The 20,710-nt window shown below is 42.7% G+C and carries 15 protein-coding genes and 1 riboswitch; of the genes, 9 read left to right on the forward strand and 6 right to left on the reverse strand.

The genetic code is table 11. The features are described from left to right. Positions 1 to 147: 147 nt before the first annotated feature. Positions 148 to 1,509 (reverse strand): voltage-gated chloride channel family protein, encoded by a 1,362-nt coding sequence (locus A4R26_RS30445; RefSeq protein WP_081170302.1) that lies wholly within the window; start codon positions 1,507 to 1,509, stop codon positions 148 to 150. 41 nt (positions 1,510 to 1,550) lie between these two features. After that, a riboswitch (Fluoride riboswitch) is annotated at positions 1,551 to 1,623 on the reverse strand. Between the two features lie 290 nt (positions 1,624 to 1,913). Here A4R26_RS30445 and A4R26_RS30450 point away from each other — a divergent pair. Continuing rightward, positions 1,914 to 5,246: a hypothetical protein gene (locus A4R26_RS30450; protein ID WP_081170303.1), complete on the forward strand. Its 3,333-nt coding sequence runs from the start codon at positions 1,914 to 1,916 to the stop codon at positions 5,244 to 5,246. Between the two features lie 32 nt (positions 5,247 to 5,278). Here the strand turns inward: A4R26_RS30450 and A4R26_RS30455 are convergent, their stop codons facing one another. Continuing rightward, positions 5,279 to 6,415 carry an alkene reductase gene (locus A4R26_RS30455; protein WP_081170304.1) on the reverse strand — a complete coding sequence of 379 codons (1,137 nt, stop codon included), beginning with the start codon at positions 6,413 to 6,415 and terminating at the stop codon, positions 5,279 to 5,281. 128 nt (positions 6,416 to 6,543) lie between these two features. Between A4R26_RS30455 and A4R26_RS30460 the strand changes: the two genes are divergently transcribed. Continuing rightward, positions 6,544 to 6,966 carry a winged helix-turn-helix transcriptional regulator gene (locus A4R26_RS30460; protein ID WP_081170316.1) on the forward strand — a complete coding sequence of 141 codons (423 nt, stop codon included), beginning with the start codon at positions 6,544 to 6,546 and terminating at the stop codon, positions 6,964 to 6,966. Positions 6,967 to 7,123: 157 nt separating this feature from the next. Here the strand turns inward: A4R26_RS30460 and A4R26_RS30465 are convergent, their stop codons facing one another. Beyond that, positions 7,124 to 8,074 carry a DUF1259 domain-containing protein gene (locus A4R26_RS30465; RefSeq protein ID WP_081170305.1) on the reverse strand — a complete coding sequence of 317 codons (951 nt, stop codon included), beginning with the start codon at positions 8,072 to 8,074 and terminating at the stop codon, positions 7,124 to 7,126. Positions 8,075 to 8,403: 329 nt separating this feature from the next. On the opposite strand from A4R26_RS30465, the gene A4R26_RS30475 reads away from it, so the two are divergent. The 7 genes from A4R26_RS30475 to A4R26_RS30505 all read left to right on the forward strand — a co-directional run bounded on the left by A4R26_RS30475 (position 8,404) and on the right by A4R26_RS30505 (position 14,216). Then, positions 8,404 to 9,141, forward strand: a complete 738-nt coding sequence (locus A4R26_RS30475) for a helix-turn-helix domain-containing protein (RefSeq protein ID WP_081170307.1) — start codon at positions 8,404 to 8,406, stop codon at positions 9,139 to 9,141. 146 nt (positions 9,142 to 9,287) lie between these two features. After that, a complete protein-coding gene (locus A4R26_RS30480; protein ID WP_081170308.1) occupies positions 9,288 to 10,232 on the forward strand; it encodes an NADP-dependent oxidoreductase in 945 nt (314 codons plus the stop codon). 192 nt (positions 10,233 to 10,424) lie between these two features. Then, positions 10,425 to 10,595: a pirin family protein gene (locus A4R26_RS35740; protein ID WP_341350295.1), complete on the forward strand. Its 171-nt coding sequence runs from the start codon at positions 10,425 to 10,427 to the stop codon at positions 10,593 to 10,595. 185 nt (positions 10,596 to 10,780) lie between these two features. Beyond that, positions 10,781 to 11,308: an SRPBCC family protein gene (locus A4R26_RS30490; protein WP_081170310.1), complete on the forward strand. Its 528-nt coding sequence runs from the start codon at positions 10,781 to 10,783 to the stop codon at positions 11,306 to 11,308. 75 nt (positions 11,309 to 11,383) lie between these two features. After that, positions 11,384 to 12,280: an NmrA family NAD(P)-binding protein gene (locus A4R26_RS30495; RefSeq protein WP_081170311.1), complete on the forward strand. Its 897-nt coding sequence runs from the start codon at positions 11,384 to 11,386 to the stop codon at positions 12,278 to 12,280. A gap of 11 nt (positions 12,281 to 12,291) precedes the next feature. Then, positions 12,292 to 13,032 (forward strand): SDR family oxidoreductase, encoded by a 741-nt coding sequence (locus A4R26_RS30500; RefSeq protein WP_081170312.1) that lies wholly within the window; start codon positions 12,292 to 12,294, stop codon positions 13,030 to 13,032. Positions 13,033 to 13,127: 95 nt separating this feature from the next. Then, positions 13,128 to 14,216 (forward strand): alkene reductase, encoded by a 1,089-nt coding sequence (locus tag A4R26_RS30505; RefSeq protein WP_081170317.1) that lies wholly within the window; start codon positions 13,128 to 13,130, stop codon positions 14,214 to 14,216. Positions 14,217 to 14,707: 491 nt separating this feature from the next. On the opposite strand, the gene A4R26_RS30510 is transcribed toward A4R26_RS30505, so the two are convergent. Genes A4R26_RS30510 through A4R26_RS30520 form a run of 3 tightly spaced genes read right to left on the reverse strand, consistent with a single transcriptional unit; the run spans position 14,708 to position 20,063 of the window. Beyond that, positions 14,708 to 17,086 (reverse strand): hybrid sensor histidine kinase/response regulator, encoded by a 2,379-nt coding sequence (locus A4R26_RS30510; protein WP_081170313.1) that lies wholly within the window; start codon positions 17,084 to 17,086, stop codon positions 14,708 to 14,710. Beyond that, positions 17,079 to 18,869, reverse strand: coding sequence for a response regulator (locus A4R26_RS30515; protein ID WP_081170314.1), 1,791 nt, complete (start codon positions 18,867 to 18,869; stop codon positions 17,079 to 17,081). The genes A4R26_RS30510 and A4R26_RS30515 overlap by 8 nt, the downstream gene beginning before the upstream one ends. Positions 18,870 to 18,911: 42 nt before the next feature. After that, on the reverse strand, positions 18,912 to 20,063 hold the full coding sequence (locus tag A4R26_RS30520; protein WP_081170315.1) for an FIST signal transduction protein: 1,152 nt from the start codon (positions 20,061 to 20,063) through the stop codon (positions 18,912 to 18,914). Between the last annotated feature and the right edge of the window lie 647 nt (positions 20,064 to 20,710).

The following is a 20,710-nucleotide window of genomic DNA, read 5'->3' on the forward strand; positions in this document are numbered from 1 at the left end:
TCGAAACCATTCCGGTTAAAAGAAATAGAAGCTGTGTTACAGCGGTACCTGGGAGAAGTAAAAACGGCAAAAAATCAACCGCGTGGTACGATGCCGGCATGACAATTACCGGGGATGGTTGAAATGATAAATAGAAACACGAAAGATTCATTTGGATCGATCGATCTTACGTTTGGCAATTCTTTTATCCCGTATTTGTTTTAACGTATTTTCTTTCTGCAATGCATCACCCTGTACCTTCGAAACCATAAGGCGCTGAGCGCTGTAAATGCCGGAATGACCACTAAAATAATAAGCTGTAAAGCAGGCTACGGCAAAATACAGCGCATTACCGGAGCCAAACAATTCAATGCCCATCAATGTACATGCTAACGGTGTATTGGTAGCACCGGCAAATACGGCAATAAAACCCAAAGCTGCAAACAGGTCAACGGGAGCGCCCAGCCATATGGCCAGTGCATTTCCCAATGTTGCGCCGATAAAAAAGAGCGGTGTAACTTCGCCGCCTTTGAATCCCATAGCTAAGGTGATGGTCGTAAACAGGAGCTTCCATAACCAGCTCCAGTTTGTTGCTCCGCCGGCATGAAAAGCCGATAAGATGCTTACGCTATCCGGTTCTTTTCCTGTAACGCCGAGGCCTATGTAATCGGTAGTGCCTAAAATATAACAAAGGGCTATAATCAACAATCCTCCCAGTACCGGAATCAACCATTTGATACGAATGAACCGGTTGGCGTAATTTTTTATCGTATGCATTGACTCGGCGAAGAGGTAACTGGCCAGTCCGAAAGCAACGCCTGTGGCTATTACTTTTACCAGCAGTAGAAGATCTACATTGATAAAACGCAGATCCGGTTTGTTGGAACCAATAAAACCGATATGATAATGGGTATGGTGAATGCCCCAGGCAGAGGTGGTTATATCGGCAAACAGGGCGGCCATTAAACAGGGGATAAGGGCCTCGTACCGTATAATGCCAATTGCCAGCACTTCAAGCGCAAATACTGCCCCGGTAAGTGGGGTGCCGAATACCGCCCCAAAACCGGCCGCAACACCTGTCATAAGCATTATTCGCAGATCCTGTTCGTTCAATTTAAACCACTTTGCAAACAGGTTGGCAACGCTGCCTCCCATTTGCACGGCGGTTCCTTCCCGGCCGGCAGAGCCGCCAAATAAATGCGTAATAACGGTACTTATCAAAACTAAGGGGGCCATTCTTGCGGGCACGCCTGCGCCTGGCTGGTGTATTTCTTCCATGACCAGGTTATTACCGGCATCGGAATTTTTTCCGAGGTAAGTATAAAGCAGGTAAATGACGACACCGGCAAGCGGCAGCAGCAAAAGCAACCATTCATATTGCCAGCGCAAACGGGTTGCGGCTTCGAGTAGCCAGAGAAATAAAGCTACGAGGCTGCCAACGGTTAAGGAAACCGGGATAACATAAAGCGTCCACTTTAATAAATTAACGGTAATTGAGAACTGCTCTAAGGAGTTGTAAATTCTTTTCATTGCCTACAAATAGTTAAGCCGGTATAAAAATAAAATCCAGTCTATTTGCAGGCGCCATCAGTCGCGAAGTGTATCGGACGGTTCAAATAGGAAGACACCATTTCCTTTGTGAGTGCAAATATAAAAGCTGATTTGGATAATTGCTAAAATTTTTTGGTGGCGGCCACTGGCAAATCTTTATCGGTTTTATTGTGCTGTTGGCGGCCATGCGATAGCAGCTTTTGTGGTAGCTTATTTATTTGGTTTCAGGAGAAATAAATTTGCACATTCTTGACGACAAATACGTTTGTCCGAAATCTCAACGTTTTTCCGATGCTGTTAGCTGGTTGTACAGAATTAGTGATTTTTTAGTTAAATTTAATGAGTAACGCACTAATCACTTCACTTTAACCCTTGTCGCTATCATGCAAACTGCAGCAGTCTTACAAAAGGAAAACCAGGAAACAACTATTGCCGCCGAAGGAAAAGCCACCAGCAACCCACTGCAACAAACCGCTGTGGAACCGAAGAAGGAAGCATGGCAGCGGTTGCAAAAGAAAACCAACTCTTTTCTTCCACAAAAGAATAGTTCCAACCCGCTACAACCAGGCCAGGCCGTTCAACAGGCAGCACCACCTGTACAGCTTATTTCCGACTATAGCCACACTGTACTGCAGAAGATCTTTATCCCGTTACTTGAACTTGTTTTACAAAAAATTCCGTATTTGCCAGAGGGCTTTGAACAGGAAATCAATACAGTGCGCAGTGCTATGGATATAGATGACAGGGATCAGCCCACATGGCAAACAGCAGCGGTTGTTATAAGGAATTTTATCAATACGGTTTTCAGCAAATACAGGCTCACCCTGGCAGTGGATATTCTTGACCGTTTAAATGCCTCCGTAGACGATATGGGTGGAGAATCAGCCAAATCGTTAACTTCTGTAATAAAGGAAGTACGTGATCAAAAACACCACGTGACTGTTCAGGAAGGATACGTTGATATCGATCCGCGGATGGTAGATCCATCAACGGTGCCCCGGCCACAGTTGAAAGGCCTTGTCTGGAACCTGCATGGCTTTTCCAATGTACGGTCGGGTGAAGACAAGGTGGATTTCAAACTAAAAGGAAAGGGAGGAGAAAAGCAAACGCACAGGCGGTTATACGTAAATGCCATTATTAATAAGATAGCTGAACGCAGCGAAGAAGCAGGCCGCAACTTGCAGCATTTTGAAAAAGGGGTAGAGAAAGCAATACAGGAAGAAAATAGCGACAGGCTGGAAAGCCAGGCCAGTTTGCCGTTAAATCGTAAACTAATAGATGAAATTTATAATTTTGTAATACTGCAGGATAAAAAGTTCCAACGTGACTTTGCAATACAGGTGGGCGATACTGACACTTACCAGATAAAAGCAAACAAAAAACAGGAAGTACTGACTGCGCTGAAAAACTACCAAAGTGAATTGGAAGACGAGTCACCTGAATATAAAAAGATCGACAAATTATTAGGGCGGATCGAGTCTGCCGAACTGTTGAATAAATTCAGGCGCAAACCCCATTACATCAGCAACCTGTTAGACACTATTGGACATCTGCCAATTCCCAAAAACCCTTCAGAAAAGTTCCTGCTTCGCCTGATCGGTCTGGTGAAGGAATTAAGGGATGCCATCAAATTACTCAATGCGTTCCAGAGTGACGAAGATAAGGAGGGAAAAATTCCTTTGCATAATGCTTTTGATAATTTGAGCCAGCGCCTGCATGAAGGCATTAACCGGAATACGACCAGGGAACATGCAACTGACGATCAAAACCTTGCCGTATACCTGGACAAGGAGTTGAACAAATACGCTATAGTGGCATACCTTACCTCTGCGCTCAATGACAACCGGCTGAACCTGGATTTCATGTTGCTCAATGAAATGAACCGGGGCATTAATTCCTTTACCACGGAAGTAAGAAGTGGCACGCATAAAAAATATGAGGTAGCAAGCGGGCCGCAAATGGCGGCCATAAAGCAGGATGGAGCGCCTTCACAACGGGAATATTATCCCCTTGTGTACAATACGGAAAAATTCAGGCTCCCCGGGCAGCCTGCCTTTTATGTGGGTGTAAAAAACGAGAAACTCACGATAGGTGAAGCATCAGGTGAGGAACTAAAATGGAGGAAGCCGGAGAATAAAAAGGGAAATGAGGATTTTTTAGATTACCGCCCCATCATCGTTCATCGTTTAGTGCCCAAAGAGGTTCAGGACGAGTCGGAAAAGAACCAGATCTGGCTGGCAGCCGTGCATACAACGCCTTACGGCACTGAGTTCGAAAGAAAAAAAATATACAGGCAGCTGGAAGATCCTCTAAAATACCTGCAAAAGAAAGCGAATGAAAGCGGCGCTACATTGATCATCGGTGGTGATTTTTACATTGCAGCAGAGGCGCTCTCGATAAAACCGCCAAAGGCTCCATTGTATCGCCTGAGTACGGAGAAGGATGCAGATCCCAGTAAAATATACGAAAGCAATGGCGATAAGAATGAGGACCGCAATCTCCGGGATCCGAAAGGCAATATTTATAATTTTACCAAACTGCTGTCAGGAGATAGTGATCCGAGGGATGGCAGGAAAAATACCATGGTGGGTATAGGCCTGCAGGATGTACGGTCTGTAACAGGTACCAATAAGAATTCGAAAGGCTTGCAAAGCGCCGACTACTTTGTAGTACCTGCCACGGATAAAGATCGCGTTCGGGCAGGTTTGATCGATCCGTTAACACGGAATATTGTGGAACTTGAAACCGATGACCAGCAGATCTCGCGGCACAATTTCAATTTCAGTGATCACCTCATCAGCGCTATCGAGTTGTATGCCACAAAAACAGAAAAAGAGAAAGCCCGGCTATACGGAAGAATGGAAAATAATATGTCAGCCAGGATGTATCAGCAGCAAATATTGAAGCTTGGTAATAAACCGGAAAGCAACAAATATGAAATAGGAGATTTTGAACCACAGCCGGGATTGGCAAACATCATCACTACTCTTTTGTTCCAGATATGGGAGATCTTATATACTACTGAAACCCAAAGCAAATCACCAGACTATAAAGACTTACTAAATTGGATCGACAAGACAAGGCACGACCTCAAAAAACAGATCGCTTACGATCCGAGACTACACAAACAAGATCTGGTTTCGTTACTAGCAGCATTAAAAAAAACGCAGCATAAAACCATAGATGAATACGCCGACATCATCAGCAGCCTGATTGATAACTATATCAAAAAGGATAGCAGTCATTCAGACCGTCTTAAAAGAACGGAGCTGTTATCGAAAAAGAAACCAAGAAAGAACTTGAATTATCCGGACTTTCTTAATTTGCCATCGTTGTTGAAGGAGGAATTCAAAGAAAACCTTCAGGTGGGGCGAAAGCTAAAAGCCGAAAATAACGCGGAGGCAATTAAGGAGTTATTGGCCGGGAAGAACAAAGAGCAGCTGAACCAATTCATCGAGGCAATGTTTAGCAGTCCCACTGACATAGATGATCCGAAAATAATTGATTTGATGAACAAAACGGGAATTTCTGTATCCTTCTATACCGTTGCCTTTTTCGAGGAAAGAGATCTCGGGGATAGACAGTATTATATGAATATTTTAAAAGACCATTACGGCAAGGGGGATACATACGCTTTAAAGATCCTTTATGTGAGTTCAGGACTGCTACAACCTGCCTGCAGTTATTCAGGTTACTATTTGCTCGATAAAAGTTGAAAGCCAACATACAAACTTCAACAGATAAATTGCTACGATCGGTCAGCCATTTTATAGTCTGGGAGAACCGCGGCAGGGTAATCGGCGTATCCATTTTCGTTCCCGGCATAATACGTATCCCGGTTGGCTGCTGACAATGGCAGGTTATACTTAAAGCGCTCTACAAGATCGGGGTTGGCTATGAATGGTGTGCCAAAAGATACCAGGTCGGCTGTACCTTCTTCCAGAATTGCATTGCCGCTTTCGTGTGTAAAGCCCATGTTGGCCATGAGCCTGCCGCGATAGTGATGGCGGAAATGGCTGAAATAATTGTGCTGTAATGCCGCTACCGGGGTGCCGGCCAGGTCTTCTGCGGGACCCACAATGTGCAGGTAAGCGAGATTATAATCACTCAATTTTTTAAGGATGTACTGGAACAATGGAATAGTTTCTTCATCTGGCTTTACGATGCCTACATGGCTGATTGCTACCGGTGTAAATTTGATGGCCACACGTGTGCTGTCCCAAACTTCTATGATGGCATCCAGGATCTCAAATACAATGCGCGCACGGTTTTCAATACTGCCGCCATACGCATCGGTGCGCTGATTGGTAGCCATGCTTAAAAATTGAGGAATCAACATACCCGCCTGGGCGTGTACCTCAACACCATCAAATCCGGCTTCCCTGGCATTTTTAGCAGCCTGCTTAAAATCCTGTACTGTTTGTTTGATCTCAGCGGCGGTCAGCTCACGTGGCGTTAATGTTTCTTTAAAACCTTCCGGAGTAAAAGAATGGGTTTGCGGATTGATGGGGGAGGGGCCGGCAGGCAGTTCGCCATCAAAGAAATCCGGATGGGAGGCGGAACCAATATGTCCTAACTGGGAAAAGATCAAACCGCCTTTGTCGTGTACGGCTTTGGTCACCAGTTTCCATCCTTCTATCTGTTCCCGGGTGTAGATCCCCGGCACGTTAATAAAGCCTATAGCCTTTGCACTCACCCAGGTGCCTTCACTCACGATCAGGCCTGCTGAGGCGCGTTGCGCATAATACCTGGCCATTAATGCTGTAGGTACCAGGCCTGCATTGGTGGCTCTTGCACGCGTCATTGGCGCCATAACCACCCGGTTGTTCAATTTCAGATCGCCTAATTGGTATTCTGTCAATAAAGCCTGTGCTGTATTTTTCATTATTTTTTTTTACAAACCTCGGGCATATGCCGCAACAGCACAATACGGGAGAATCTAATGGCATAGGGATAAATTTATCCCCTGGATAAATTAAGATACAATGGTTATTTTTGGGTAAAGTGAACTATATGTACGAAAGAAAGACGCCCCTTCCTATAGATTGCGGTCTACACCTGACCAAAGAAGTGCTAAACGGCAAATGGAAGCCAGCCCTGCTACATGCCATTTCGATAGATATAAAGCGTCCAAGCGAGCTGGTGCGGGTATTGCCCGGTTCTACCCGCAGGGTATTGAACGTACAACTCAGAGAGTTGGAGATGCATGGCATGATAGAAAAGAAAACGTACCCGCAGTTGCCGCCTAAAGTGGAATATTCGCTTACGGAGATCGGTTGGTCGTTGATGCCTGTTATCGATGCTTTGAATCAGTGGGGTGATGCCAATCGCAGCTTTCTGGAAACCGTTATAATGCAGGACCCTAAGATCGGCGAAACGTCAAAATCGATCTGCCAGGAATACCGGCAGATGGCTATAGAGCGTAAAATTGGATGATACCGCCTGGCTGATACGCATAAAAAGCCGCCCGGTATATCTTTCCGTTACCAGCAATTTTAAAGACCACTGTCCATTAGATGTACGTAAATAACGAAGAATGAGTTGTCATTCTGGGAACACCAGACCGATTATGGACATACGGCTATTAATAGACCTACCTCTTTCGGCCAGTTTTATCCAACGCTGCCCTTAAACCTATTGCCAACTGTTCTGCGGGGCCAACGCCCCAATAGTGCAAAAAGAAGATGCGCGGTTTCTCGTATACCATGTGGTTGTGAACAGCCACTACTTCAATGCCATTTTCAACCAGAGCCTTTATCACCGGTTCTACCTCATTGTCGAGCATCGTAAAATCGCCACAAACAGCAGCCTTTTGCGGTGCGCCTTGCCAGGCGGCCCAGGTATTGAAACCTAAAAAAGTACTTACAGGTATACCATGCTCCTGCAACTGAATATCGGGCCGACCAATGGTATATTTATACACGCCTTTTGCCATTTCGCCCTTTGTGCCAATTATGGAATCCAATCCGGCAATGTTAATTGTGTTTACTACACTGTCTGGTTTGCTCTCTTTGGGGTCCCTGCCACGGCTTTCTTTTACCTTATCAAAAATGGCTTTTACATTAGTAGCCAGTTTATCTACTGTGCCTTTGCCATCAATATGCATATACATTACATTCGGATGGTTACGTACAAAATGGTTATGAATGGCGCTCACCATCAAACCTTGTTTGATCACTTCCTGTTGAACAGGCTTCAGATCGTTTTCGGTTACGATAATATCACCCATTACCATTGCGCTATCGCCACAAGGTGTAAACGCAGCCCAACTACCCAGTCCCATAGGAGGTATTATCTTAAAACCATCCACTTTAATGTTCAGGTCATTTTGTGGTACAGTGATCTTGTATTCGCCATTTTTTGCAGTTCCTTTCATGCCGGTGATCTGTTCAATTGTGGCAATATCCAGTTTGCTGCTGCCAGGTGGGCAGGAAATAGTATCTCTTTTTGTTTCTTCTTTAAGAAGAACGTTTTCACTTGCAGTTGGGTTATTGCAGGCAATAAAACATACCAGGCTAACAGCTAAAAATGTATGGTGTTTCATTAGTAATATTTTCAGTTGTGAATGATCATTCATTTGCTAAGCTATAAATAAATATTGTAGAAATCTTGCCGATCTGTAATGTGCCATGCCAATAAACATTTAGCTTTTGCCATTGTGTTACAGCCTTCCTGGCAAGTTCAGTCGCAATTGCATTTCCTGAAACATGGTGCACCGCTCATTAGTGCATCGGGTACCCGGTACCTGCCGTTTCTGAAGCACCCGGTATTTATTCGGTTAGGCTGGTATCCCAAGGACGTATAGTCTGATTGGTAGAATAACTCACTATAAATTTGTAAATTTCGGGCAGTTGGATCGCTAACTTATGTTATATGACAAAACAGAACAGTAACCCCTTCATCCTGGCCCTTAAAGCCCGCAACCTGACTGTAGAAATTCATCATCATTCTGCGTATCAGATCGTTACATCGAATGATACGCCATTCAATTCAACGATTGACGGAACGCTTTATGAACATATTCACGGTTTTCTTATCAAACCCCATGTCCCGCATTTCTGCGTTGCCGAAAAAGGAACCTTGAATGTCTTGAATATAGAACCTTACTCAAACATTGGTCTTGAATTGGCAGTCAGGTTTAATGAGGAACGGAGTTATGCTGTTTTTGACTCCCCATCTGACACCCATTTGTTCTTTCAGACCTCAAAAAACAGTGTGGATGTCAATCAAATAGTTGATGCTTTGCTCTCAAAATTGCCTTCAATCGAATATGATGAAAGGGTTACCAAAATCGTCGATTACATTAAGGCTAACTATTTTGAGCAAAACATCACGCCGCAAACATTTTCCGATTTAGTATTTCTTTCGCCGTCCCGATTGGCATCCCTGTTTAAGGAACAAACCGGGAGCAGTTTGTCTAAATACTTATTATGGACACGTCTGCGCCAGGCAATTTATCTTACGCTTTCTGACAAGGACAGAAGCCTTACCGATATTGCCTACGACACCGGCTTTTACGACCTCCCGCAATTCAATAAGTATATGTACGAAATGTTCGGGATGCCCCCAAAAGCTTTAAAATTCAACAGTGATCTGATCGAGATCTATTAGTCCGGCTCTAACAATATTTAGTATTTACAAGCGGCACCTTCTAAATGAAGGTGCCGCTTGTGTTTTATAAACAGTGATTTGATACAAGTTTCCTGATCAGGCTGTTTGCAACTTTGTGATATCATTTTAAACTTAAAAATAATATCATGAAAGCAATAGTGTATCAACAATTCGGAACCACAAACGTGTTGCAAACTGTAGAAGAACCAAAACCTGTTATGAAAGCAGATCAGGTACTGGTTAAGGTAAAAGCATTTTCCATCAATCCCATGGATTGGAAGATCAGAAAAGGAGAAATGAAACTGATGTCCGGTTCAAAATTTCCTAAGCACACCGGCACTGATTTCGCGGGTATTGTGGAAGAGATCGGATCTTCTGTTATCGGCATAAAAAAAGGTGATGAAGTTTTTGGTGTGGTAAAAAACATGATGAAGGAAGCTGTATCAGCCGAATATGTTGCCGTGACCGATTCACTAGTCTGGAAAAAACCTGCCAACATCAGCTTTGCCCAGGCTGCCTCTATTCCTGTAGTCGGAACTGCTGCTGTTACCGCATTAGAAAAAATGGGTAACATCGGTCCGCAAACCAACATTTTGGTAAACGGCGCTACCGGCGGCTTCGGTATGTTCCTGTTGCAACTATTAAAGCAACACGGCGCAAATATAACCGCAGTGACCAGCAATCAGGGAACAGCCTTTGCAAAAAAATGGGGCGCATACTCCGTGAAAGATTACAAAAAAGAAAACGTGCTTTCTCAGAAAGCCACCTACGACATTGTTATCGACTTATCAGGCAAAATAGGTTACAAAACTGCCAAACAGATCATGAAGCCTAAAGCCCTGTTTCTGAACCCGACACCAAAACCGATTGATATACCGATATCACTATTAGGTAACTTATTTAGGGGTAAAAAGCACATCGTCATATTATCAAGTCCGTCTACCAAACAAACCGATGTTTTGTTAAGTGCCGTGAAGAATGGGCTTGAGATCGAGGTGAACAAGGTATTTCCATTTGCCGGGTTCAAAGAAGCATATGATTATGCCGAACAAGGGGGATACATTGGAAAAGTAGTCGTAGAGATAAATTAATTACCGCTACGGGGGTATTGCCCAGACATGGCTTAGGCTATCCCAAACAATTACATCACACTTAATAATCAGAATCATATTAACGGAAATAGATAATACCATAAAATATGGTAAACAGCATGCCGGCTTTGGCATCCAGATTTATATCCAGGACTTATCCGGCGTCAATTAAACGACAGTGGCTTTTCTACGATTGGAAGAATAGACCATGCCCGGATCAACCCGGGAGCACTGATCCCTATGCACCCGCATAGAGATGATGAAATACTTACCTATTTAAGAAGTGGCCAAGTGAAACACCTTGACTCCGAAGGCCACACCGGCACGATCTACTACCGGGGAAAGTGCTTTGATCGAAAATGACAGCCCGGTATTCCGTGCAGATAAAACCAGTGATATCGTCCTATTCATCACACAAACCGAGGCGGTTCATTTCGACGGAGGTATGTATAGCGGCAATCTCCACAAATAACCGAAACAGTGATTTGATACAAGTTTGCCATGCGCCATCAGCGCACCTTTGTATAGCAATCAGAAAACATCAGCAAATGAAAACGAAAAAAAATCCAGAAATAACGGTGACAGTGACCATTAATTCGCAAATAGATCAGGCATTCAATTATATCGCCCCGATCAACCTTACGCATATCCTTCGCGGAAATGCCATGATCCCCGCTATCGTTGACACCAGTGTCAAAGAGGGATGGAATAAAGCAGGGCTGCAAAGAACAGTTTATTTTGCAGATGGCTCAACGTCGCAGGAAAGCCTGCTCACCGTAAACGCGCCAACATCATTTTCCTATAAGAACGAGCATTTTACTTCAAAAGTTCTTTCGGCACTCCTTAAGCGCCTGGAGGGTGAATGGCTGTTCACCGATCTGGGAAACAACAAAACAAAGATTGACTGGACCTATCGGGCCGTACCTAAAAAGTTTTTCGCAAGACTGATCGTGAAATTAGTGCTGATGAAAGCCGTAAAAACGATGCTGAACGATGCACTGGCGATCATTACAAACGACCTGGAGACAGGGCAATTGGAAGCGGGAACTACCTGGAAGCAGAACCAAGAACAGTGATCTGATACAAGTTTGAGGTTCTCAATCACAACATCTTTGTATAGCAATTAAATAACAACAACTAATCATACGACAATGAAAAAGAAGATAGTCATACTCGGAGCCACCGGAACAGTAGGCAGTAAAATTTCCGAGATCCTGTTACACGAAGGACATCAGGTAACGCTGATCGCCAGGCACACCGAAAAGTTAGAAAAGTACCGCGGTTTAGGTGCAGAAATAATCGCAGGTGATATCACCGATGCGAAAACGCTGACCAACGCCTTCAAAAATGCTGACAGTGCCTTCGTGCTGATGCCCGACAATGTAAAGGCGGAGAATACCAGGGCTTACCAGCGAATGGTTACAGGTAAGTTGATTGAAGCCATTGAAAACTCCGGCATCAAATACATTGTGAACATGAGCAGCCTCGGGTCTCATATGCACGAAGGTAACGGGATCATGGCAGGCACCGGCGAACAGGAAGTCCGGCTAAATCAATTGAACGATGTAAATGTACTGCATATCCGTTCTGCCTATTTTATGGAAAACTTCCTGAGAACGATAGGCCTCGTTAAAAACAAGGGCATCAATGGTACAGCAGCAGACGGCGATCATGCCATACCGATGGTGGCCACTCAGGACGTTGCAAAGATCGCAGCCGGACATTTAGCCAGCCTCGATTTCAAAGGTAAAAGTGTTCATGCGGTGATGGGGCCAAGAGATTATACGTATAGGGAGTTTACAACCTTGATAGGTAAAGCCATTGGACAATCCGAACTGCCCTATGTGCAGGTACCCGTTGAGCAGATTAAGCAAACCTTTTTAAGCAACGGCTTTTCAGAAGACTTTGTCAATAACCTGCTTGAAATGGGAACCGCAATTAAAACAGGTTTTATGAATTATCAAAAAAGAGATGATTCAACGACTACTACGACTACAGCAGAGGATTTTGTCAGGGAGGTTTACCTGCCACTTTACAACAAGCAATAAAAGACACGAAAATGAAAACAGCATTAATCACAGGAGCCAATAAAGGCATTGGCCTGGAAACCGCGAAGCAATTATTAGAAAAAGGTTTTCACGTTTATCTGGGAAGCCGCGATCTCAAGAACGGGCAGGAAGCCGCCAGCAAATTAAGATCACAAGGACTTACCAGCGTAGAAATTGTGCAACTGGATGTTACCGACGAAGAGTCGGTAAAAGCTGCCCGTTCAACAATCGGCAAAAAAACGGAGGTGTTGGATGTGCTTATCAACAATGCAGGGATCCATGGCGGGCAACCCCCTTACACGGCGCTCGAAGCACTGTCAGCGCAATTTGCGGCAGCATTCAACACCAATGTGATCGGCGTAGCCAGGGTAACGGCGGCATTTATTGATCTTTTACAAAAATCGGCCGAGCCAAGAATTGTAAATGTAAGTACCAGCGTAGGTTCGCTATCACTCCAGAGCAATCCCGACTGGCCAATGTATAATTATGCCAAGTATGCGGTGTATGCATCTTCAAAAGCCGCGCTAAACATGTATACCATTCAACTAGCCTACGAACTGCGTGACACTGCTTTTAAAATAAATGCCGTTTGCCCGGGTTATACCAAAACCGACTTTACCGGTCATAAAGGCGGTGAAGTAGAAGACGCCGGAAGACGTATTGCAAAATACGCCTTGATCGGTCAGAATGGCCCTACCGGTAAATATTTCAGTGAAGAATCCAATCCTGAAACCGGCGAAATCCCTTGGTAAAAAAAACATAAACAGTGATCTGATACAAGTTCAGCCTCTTCTATCTGAACATCTTTGTATCACAAATGATTAACAGCCATAAAATTATAAGTATCATGAAATTACTTGAAAAAACAACCTTAGGAAACCTAACCTTAAAAAACAAAATGGTGATGTCGGCCATGACTAGAAGCCGTGCAGACATCAACGGTGTAGTAGGGGATATGACCGTTCAGTACTATACACAAAGAGCCAGTGCAGGGCTAATTTTTACAGAAGCTATTCGGATCAGTGAAGAAGCGACCGGCAGCCCGCTAACCCCGGGCATCTATACCCCTGAACAAATTGATGCCTGGAAAAAAGTTACAAAAGCCGTTCATGATCAAGGTGGCCTGATCGTTGCCCAGTTGTGGTATACAGGCCGTGCAGGGCATTCTATTGACAGGAACGGTAAACTACCGCTTGCACCATCTGCATTGCCTATACAAGGCGCGCAACATTTCACTTCGCAAGGATTAAAAGATTACGAAACGCCCCAGGAAATTACCATTGCTGAAATCAAACAAACGATAAAAGATTACGGGCAAGCTGCTAAAAATGCAATGGAAGCCGGTTTTGATGGTGTAGAACTTCACGCCGCAAACGGTTACCTGCCGAGCCAGTTTTTAGCAGAAAGTGCTAACCAGAGAACAGATGAATATGGTGGCAGTATTCCCAATAAAGCCCGGTTTGTACTGGAAGCAATGCAGGAATTGATCAGCACTGTTGGTGGTGATAAAGTAGGGATCAAACTTTCACCTTTCCATCCGTATGGCAATATGATTTTGGATGATCCTGCCGGTACCTACACTTATTTAGTTGAAGAACTGAACAAACTGGACTTCGCTTATGTAGAACTGATGAAGCGCAGTCCATACTTCCCTTCGCCAGCCCATTATCCGGCGGATGATGAAATTGATCTGTTCGGCGGCATGATACAGCAAACGGTCATTGCCAATGCAGGTTATGATGAAGCGTCTGGCGAAGCAGAATTGGAGAAAGGCATAGCCGGGCTGGTTTCGTTTGGTACGCTGTTCCTTGCAAATCCTGACCTGCCCAAAAGGTTTGAAGTAGGCGCAGAACTTAATCAGCCTGATAGAGCTACCATGTTCGGAGGTGCAGCAGCAGGTTATATTGACTATCCATTTTTAGCTTCAAATGAATAAAAAATGCTAACCGGAAGTGGGTTAAAGGAAGAAACGGGCGTTATTATCTCAAAGGCCTTTGCACGCTTCGCGCGCCGGCCTTTTTATTTATCTGCTTGTGAAAGCAAAGCTTTCACCGCCGCCAAATAAAAAGGCCCCCGATAACATCGGGGGCCTTTGTGCCCAGGACTGGATTCTTTACATCCTGTTTTTCAATTATTTATAGTCATTGTGTGTCAAAATTGTGACGCAAAAAATGTAAAGAGCGCAAATGCGTGCCAGTTATTCGTGCTTTTTGGCACTTTCTACCTGTCGGGGGCAAATATAAAAGATAAACCAACAAATTCTCAAAGTATTCTAATATGATGCCCCACATTAGAGATTATCGAACCAATATAAGCAGGAATTACACTTCAGTGGGTGGGCAACATTCTGTTTTGCTGAAACAGTCATTTAAGGTATCCTTATCATTAATTTATAAGAATTTGATGTAGGGGCAAATCGTTTGTGCATCATACATTACTCCTTACATAATCTGTTGTATTGGTTATCTCATTCTTTAGTGAGTTAAATAAATTGTCCATTTCTTCGAAATAGTTTTTATCTGCCAATTCTTCCATTTTCAGGGTTATGGAAGCTGCACTATGCATTTCCATTGCCAACGCCATGCCCCGAATATCATGGCAGGCATCCTTGAGCTCATTTGTATTTTCCTTCCATATTCCGGATTCTACAGCTTTATATAAAGCTGGTAATTCATTTACAAATAGTTCTAAACATTTTAATACCTGGTCCTTATTACCTTCAAACTTTTCAAGTAAAAGTTCATAATTCACACCTGTCTTTTCATAAATTATGTCAGGTATAACACTTTGGCAGGAATCTGTTTTATTAATACCTGCAATTATTTCCAATAGTTTTTTTATATGGACCGGTTTACTGATATAACCATCCATTCCTGCATTGAGACATTTTTCTCTGTCTCCATCCATTGCATTGGCAGTTAAACCAATGATGGGTAGATGGCCGCCAGTTGATGCTTCCATTTGTCTGATCTTTTGAGTTGCTTCATATCCGTTCAAAATGGGCATCTGAACATCCATAAGTACCACGTCAAATATTTTTCTGCTAACGGATTTTATCGCTTCTTCTCCGTTTGGAGCAATGGTTACCCTATGCCCTCTTTTAATAAGCATACATGAAGTTACTTCCTGGTTTACCAGGTTGTCTTCCGCCAGTAATATGTCAAGAGCAGTAGTTTGAGGAACAATTTCCTGAACAGCATTTTTAAAAGGATTTAGGTCCGAATGGTCTTTCAGTAACAGGTGTTTGCGGTTATTTACAATATTCAGGATCGTATCTAACAGATCTGACTGGCTGAACGGTTTTGAAAAAAATTCAGTCATACCGAGGCTCGCAAAACGCTTTCGGTCTTCCGGTTTTTGTGACATGGATATCACAATAACTTTGGTTGCTTGTAGCTTAGCGTTTTTCCTGATGGCTTGAGCCAGTTCAAAGCCATCCATTTCGCCGGATAGAGAAATATCCAAAAGAATAAGCGGGTACGGCTTTTGTCGCTCTAATCCCTTCATGAGTTCCCTAAGTGCTTCTTCACCACTGGTAGCACATGCCGGCTGCATACGAAAATGCTTTAACATGTGCCGGATGTATACAGATGCAGTTTGGTTATCTTCCACTATAAGTACTGGCATGCCTTCCAATTTTTCTATAGAAGCAACACAATACTTTTCTTTTGGCGGGTGAAGGTTTAATTGAACGGTAAAGTGAAAAATACTCCCTTTTCCTTCTTTGCTCTCTATCCAAATAGAGCCTCCCATCATTTCGACCAGCCGTTTTGTAATAGCAAGCCCCAATCCGGTACCTCCATATTTACGCGTCATGGAATTATCTGCCTGCATGAAATCTTCAAAGATTGTCGTCTGTTTGTTTTGGGGAATACCGATACCGGTATCTGAGACGGAAAAATAAATGGTAGCGATCTTATTGTCTACAGTACGAGGTTCTATCCGGAGCACCACCTCACCTTTTTCAGTAAATTTGATGGCGTTTCCTATAAGATTGGTCAGGATCTGTTGCAGGCGAAGCAAATCACCAATAACAAGATCCGGCATATCCTGGTCCAACCGGATGATAAACTCCAGATTCTTTTCAAATGCCTTTAACGCCAGTGCCTGCAAATATTTTGGAATTTCATCACGCAAAGAAAATGAGGTAGCAACCAGTTCCAATTTGCCGGAATCCATCTTGGAGAAATCGAGTATATCATTGATCAAACTTAAAAGCGCATCCGAGGATGATTTTATAACTGTCAGGTATCTTTGTTGTTCAACAGTGAGCTCTGTTTCAAAGGCTATATCAGTCATCCCGATAATGCCATTAAGCGGGGTACGTATTTCATGGCTCATATTGGCCAGAAATTCGCTTCTGGTTTTTACAGCTTTCTCAGCTACCTCTTTTGCCTGGGTGAGCTCAGTTTCAAGCTCTTTTGTTTTAAATATCTGATCTTGCAGAAGAGAGATAATGCTGATTAAATTATTATCGGAATTTTCCAATTGAAATGACCCAACAGGAGTGAGCGAACGGATGGCCTCTTTTAATTTAATAACGGATTGATGGTGTACTGCATTTTGCATTTGAAGGCGTTGTGTCACTTCTTGGTATTCCTTTTCACTGACAGTAAACGCATGATCAGAAATTTTTTTATCCCGCTCAAAAGCAGCGTAGGAATTGCTGACCTTGGCCAGCAATTCCTGGATCTCTTCGTTTTCCAGGTGTTGCCTGGAAATTTTTCCGATTTGCTTTTCAAGTAACTTATGATATGTCATAATTTCATAAAAATCGACCTGACCTTTTATAATGATTTTATGCACGTACTTCGTTGTTAATATATTTCTTCAGAATAAACTGTATTTCTTCCAAACGAAAAGGCTTGGAAATATAATCGTTCATTCCGGCATGTAAACAACTTTCTTTTGCATCCAGCATTACATCAGCCGTTAAAGCTATAATGGGTTTATCGCTTTTCGGATTAGGCATCTGGCGGATTAATCTTGTCGCCGTTAAACCATCCATTTCGGGCATATTGATGTCCATAAAAATTATTTCAGGTTCGTGTTGGGATAATAATTCCAGGGCTTCCCTGCCATTTCTGGCTTTGATCACCGTCAACCCCATCTTTTGCAGAATTTCTGAGATCAGGAACATATTTACCGGTTCATCTTCTACAACCAATACATTTGATCCTACGGAAACCTTTTCAATTACAGGCATTGCGAAATTTTCGCTATCATGAAAGTTTGATTTTTCAAAAATGGAGAATAAAATATGCTCAAGTTCCCGCAGTTTTACCGGTTTTGACAAAAATTTGTCAATGCCTGATCTTTCTGCTTCCTGTTGGTATAATGTTTTTCCCAGCGAAGATAGCATGAGAATAAAAGGTTCAGTACGCCCATTCAACAACCCTTTTATCTCTTTTACCAGCGTAATGCCATCCATTCCCGGCATTTGATGATCGGTTATAATGAGGTCGAACCATTGGTTATCAGAAATGGCATGTTCAATTATCGTTAGTGCTTCGGCTCCGCTATAACAGGTTTGGCAATTTATTTGTAAATAATGAAATATATTCTTCATCAGGCTGCAGTTGGTATGGTTATCATCAACTACCAGTACATTGCGTAAAATGGCTTTGGATGTTTTTTTTATCAAAGGCAATTCCTCTAAAACTTCCAAAGTAAGCCGGAATGTAAATAAACTTCCTTCCCCGCGTTCACTTTTTGCCTGCAACGAGCCGCCCATCATATCAGCCAGATTCTTTGAGATAGAAAGACCAAGACCGGTACCGCCATATTTACGTGTAGTGGATGAATCAGCCTGTACAAAGCTATCAAAAATGGTTTCGAGCTTGTCGGCAGGAATGCCAATCCCGGTGTCTTTAATGGCGATAGCTATATTCAGATACTTTTTGCCATCGCTGGAATAAGGGGCATTTAATTTTTGAATACGAATATATATCTCACCATCATGTGTAAATTTTATAGCATTCCCCAAAAGATTTATAAGTACCTGTTTTATACGAACGGGGTCGCCGGTAAATTGCGAAGGCAGACGGCGATCGATGTCGCAAATAACTTCAATTCCTTTTTCCAATGCTTTTATAGACAGGATTTCTACCGTTTCTTCCACCAGCTCATGAAGATTGAAAGGTATTTCATCAAGGATTACCTTTCCTGCTTCTATTTTGGAAAAGTCCAGAATGTCATTGATGATGTTCAGAAGATTATATGCGGATTTGCTTACGTTATTCAGGTATTCACGCTGGGTTGCCGGAAGGTCTGTCGTCAATACAAGATCTGTAAAACCGATAATACCGTTCATCGGGGTGCGTAATTCGTGGCTCATATTAGCCATGAATTCACTTTTCGCTTTGGATGCCCTTTCAGCGACTTTTTTAGCTTCAAGCAATTTTTTTCCCTGCTCCTGGTATTCCTTTTCACTCACCGTGAATGCATGATCGGCTATTTTTTTCTGGCGCTCGAAATTTTCATACGATTGGTTCACGACTGCAAGGAATTTGCTGATAGCTTCATCCTGCGTATGTTGTTCATTCAGCCATTTTTTAATTTGCTTTTCAAGTAAAGGATGGTTGGACATTGGGATAAAGGGATTTATGGTTAAAGAATTTACCTCCTGGATTTATACTTCAGAAAACGTAGTTATTGTCATGGTCTGATTGTGTAGTTCGCATCTTGTTAACGGATTGAAGGGCGAAATTTCTCCATAAGAATAGAACCCGGATATTGGAGACGTACCACCAAATATTCTTCTTACTGCCTCTACTTCTTCATTTGTTCTGTCCTGTAAAATGAGTTTTCGCCCCACACAACTGATCAATATAATCAGTTCCGGCTGTATATTAGACAAGGATGTAAATGCCTTTTGGGCAGCGATGGATGATCCATCGATCAACCTGTCGAAATTGGCTTTCATGAATCGAACAGTGCTGCCTACAGGCAGATTGCCGGCGAACGACATGGATTTTTCCTCTTCGTTAATACTCAGAATCGTTCTAACCACCCGTTCATCGCAGTTTGGTTTTTTTATCGATAATGGAAACAGTAGCGCAGAGCCGGGTAATTCATTTTTGTAAGAGCCGAGATACTCCTTATATAGATCCAGTGCGCTTTTATCGTCAATTTCATATAAAATGTTTTTATCAGAACGGGTAATCACTCTTTCAGTGCCAAATTCATCCCATCCGCCAAAAGAACCATGCCCGATCCTGATACTGCTTCCGTAAAAACCTACGGCCACCACTACACCTGCAGTTGGCATTTGGTTTAATCCAACATAAGTTTTACCAAATCGCGGACCATCAGCGGCCAACCCGCCAGTAACCGGAATATATTTTCCATAAAGGGTGCTGGTTTCAATTAATCCGGCTACCAATTCACTTCCATTAATATATGTACCATCGGAAATAACGAATACTGTACTGAGATCATCGGTAAGTAACTCGTTCATCAGGTGCTTACCGATTTCATAACTGTTGGTGTGAGACTTTATGTTTGCAATGCAGCATCTGATTGAGGTATTTTCCAACTGAATGGCTGTTGTCACCATACTGTTATCATAAACTTCATTATCCAAAATTTCACCGGCTGTGGAAGAAACAACAATATGGGCTTTGGGAAAACGATCTTTTAAGGAATTAAATAATTCCTGGTCGGTGCTCAATGCTGGTTCTCCAAAGGCCAGCACCAGTTGCGCCTGGCACCGGTCAAAGTCTTTGTCAGTAAAACAGTTTTTCCATTGGCCGTCAAAATAATGCCATTGCTGAATTTTCATATGTCGCAGTTAGGGTTATTGAAGAAGTGAATACATTGCAGGTTTTAGTAAAAGAAAGTATAATCTTTTTGGTACCTGCAATTTTGAGATCTCCGTTAGATATTGTAAGGTATTAACACCCGTTTAAATCACGGATCGGGTGTTAATACCTGAGTTTTGTCAATAGAACATTTAATTATGGGCATTATATTCTATTAACCAATGGTGGCTTTTCAAAGGGTACTAAATCAATCATTGGTTTACCTTATCATAAGATATTGATGACTTATATTACTACTAAATTAATAGAGAAAGTAAGGGAATCAAATTATCCGGTACACTACCTCGGAAGAACATATAATAAATTTACGAATGCGTATAAGAAACTACTTATCGAATAGTGTTGTTCGAACGGTATTCAGGCGGTGAGTGTTATTTTTCTAAAATTAATTCAGGTTTATCTGAGTTAATTGTGGGAAGATCATAGTTTGAAATTCAATGACAGGGAAATACCGGCTATTTATATAACATTATATAACGATGAACCTTCTTAAAGAAATATAGTTGGATTTACTAAGAATTGTCCTGGAGTAAAAAACAAAAAGGCCCCTCCCCGTAGAAAGCAAGAGGCCTTAATTGATACCATTAACCATTAAACCTAAATATCC

Origin of the sequence: Niastella populi (assembly GCF_002078015.1) — a bacterium.
Taxonomy (GTDB): domain Bacteria; phylum Bacteroidota; class Bacteroidia; order Chitinophagales; family Chitinophagaceae; genus Niastella; species Niastella populi.

Bases quoted from the DNA above. Each gene is read 5' to 3' on its own strand.
- A4R26_RS30455 (WP_081170304.1), bottom strand. From the start codon at position 6,415: ATGAAAAATACAGCACAGGCTTTATTGACAGAATACCAATTAGGCGAT.
- A4R26_RS30515 (WP_081170314.1), bottom strand. From the start codon at position 18,869: ATGTCCAACCATCCTTTACTTGAAAAGCAAATTAAAAAATGGCTGAAT.
- A4R26_RS30480 (WP_081170308.1), top strand. From the start codon at position 9,288: ATGAAAGCAATAGTGTATCAACAATTCGGAACCACAAACGTGTTGCAA.
- A4R26_RS30495 (WP_081170311.1), top strand. From the start codon at position 11,384: ATGAAAAAGAAGATAGTCATACTCGGAGCCACCGGAACAGTAGGCAGT.
- A4R26_RS30520 (WP_081170315.1), bottom strand. From the start codon at position 20,063: ATGAAAATTCAGCAATGGCATTATTTTGACGGCCAATGGAAAAACTGT.
- A4R26_RS30460 (WP_081170316.1), top strand. From the start codon at position 6,544: ATGTACGAAAGAAAGACGCCCCTTCCTATAGATTGCGGTCTACACCTG.
- A4R26_RS30490 (WP_081170310.1), top strand. From the start codon at position 10,781: ATGAAAACGAAAAAAAATCCAGAAATAACGGTGACAGTGACCATTAAT.
- A4R26_RS30500 (WP_081170312.1), top strand. From the start codon at position 12,292: ATGAAAACAGCATTAATCACAGGAGCCAATAAAGGCATTGGCCTGGAA.
- A4R26_RS30450 (WP_081170303.1), top strand. From the start codon at position 1,914: ATGCAAACTGCAGCAGTCTTACAAAAGGAAAACCAGGAAACAACTATT.
- A4R26_RS30465 (WP_081170305.1), bottom strand. From the start codon at position 8,074: ATGAAACACCATACATTTTTAGCTGTTAGCCTGGTATGTTTTATTGCC.
- A4R26_RS30505 (WP_081170317.1), top strand. From the start codon at position 13,128: ATGAAATTACTTGAAAAAACAACCTTAGGAAACCTAACCTTAAAAAAC.
- A4R26_RS30445 (WP_081170302.1), bottom strand. From the start codon at position 1,509: ATGAAAAGAATTTACAACTCCTTAGAGCAGTTCTCAATTACCGTTAAT.
- A4R26_RS30475 (WP_081170307.1), top strand. From the start codon at position 8,404: ATGACAAAACAGAACAGTAACCCCTTCATCCTGGCCCTTAAAGCCCGC.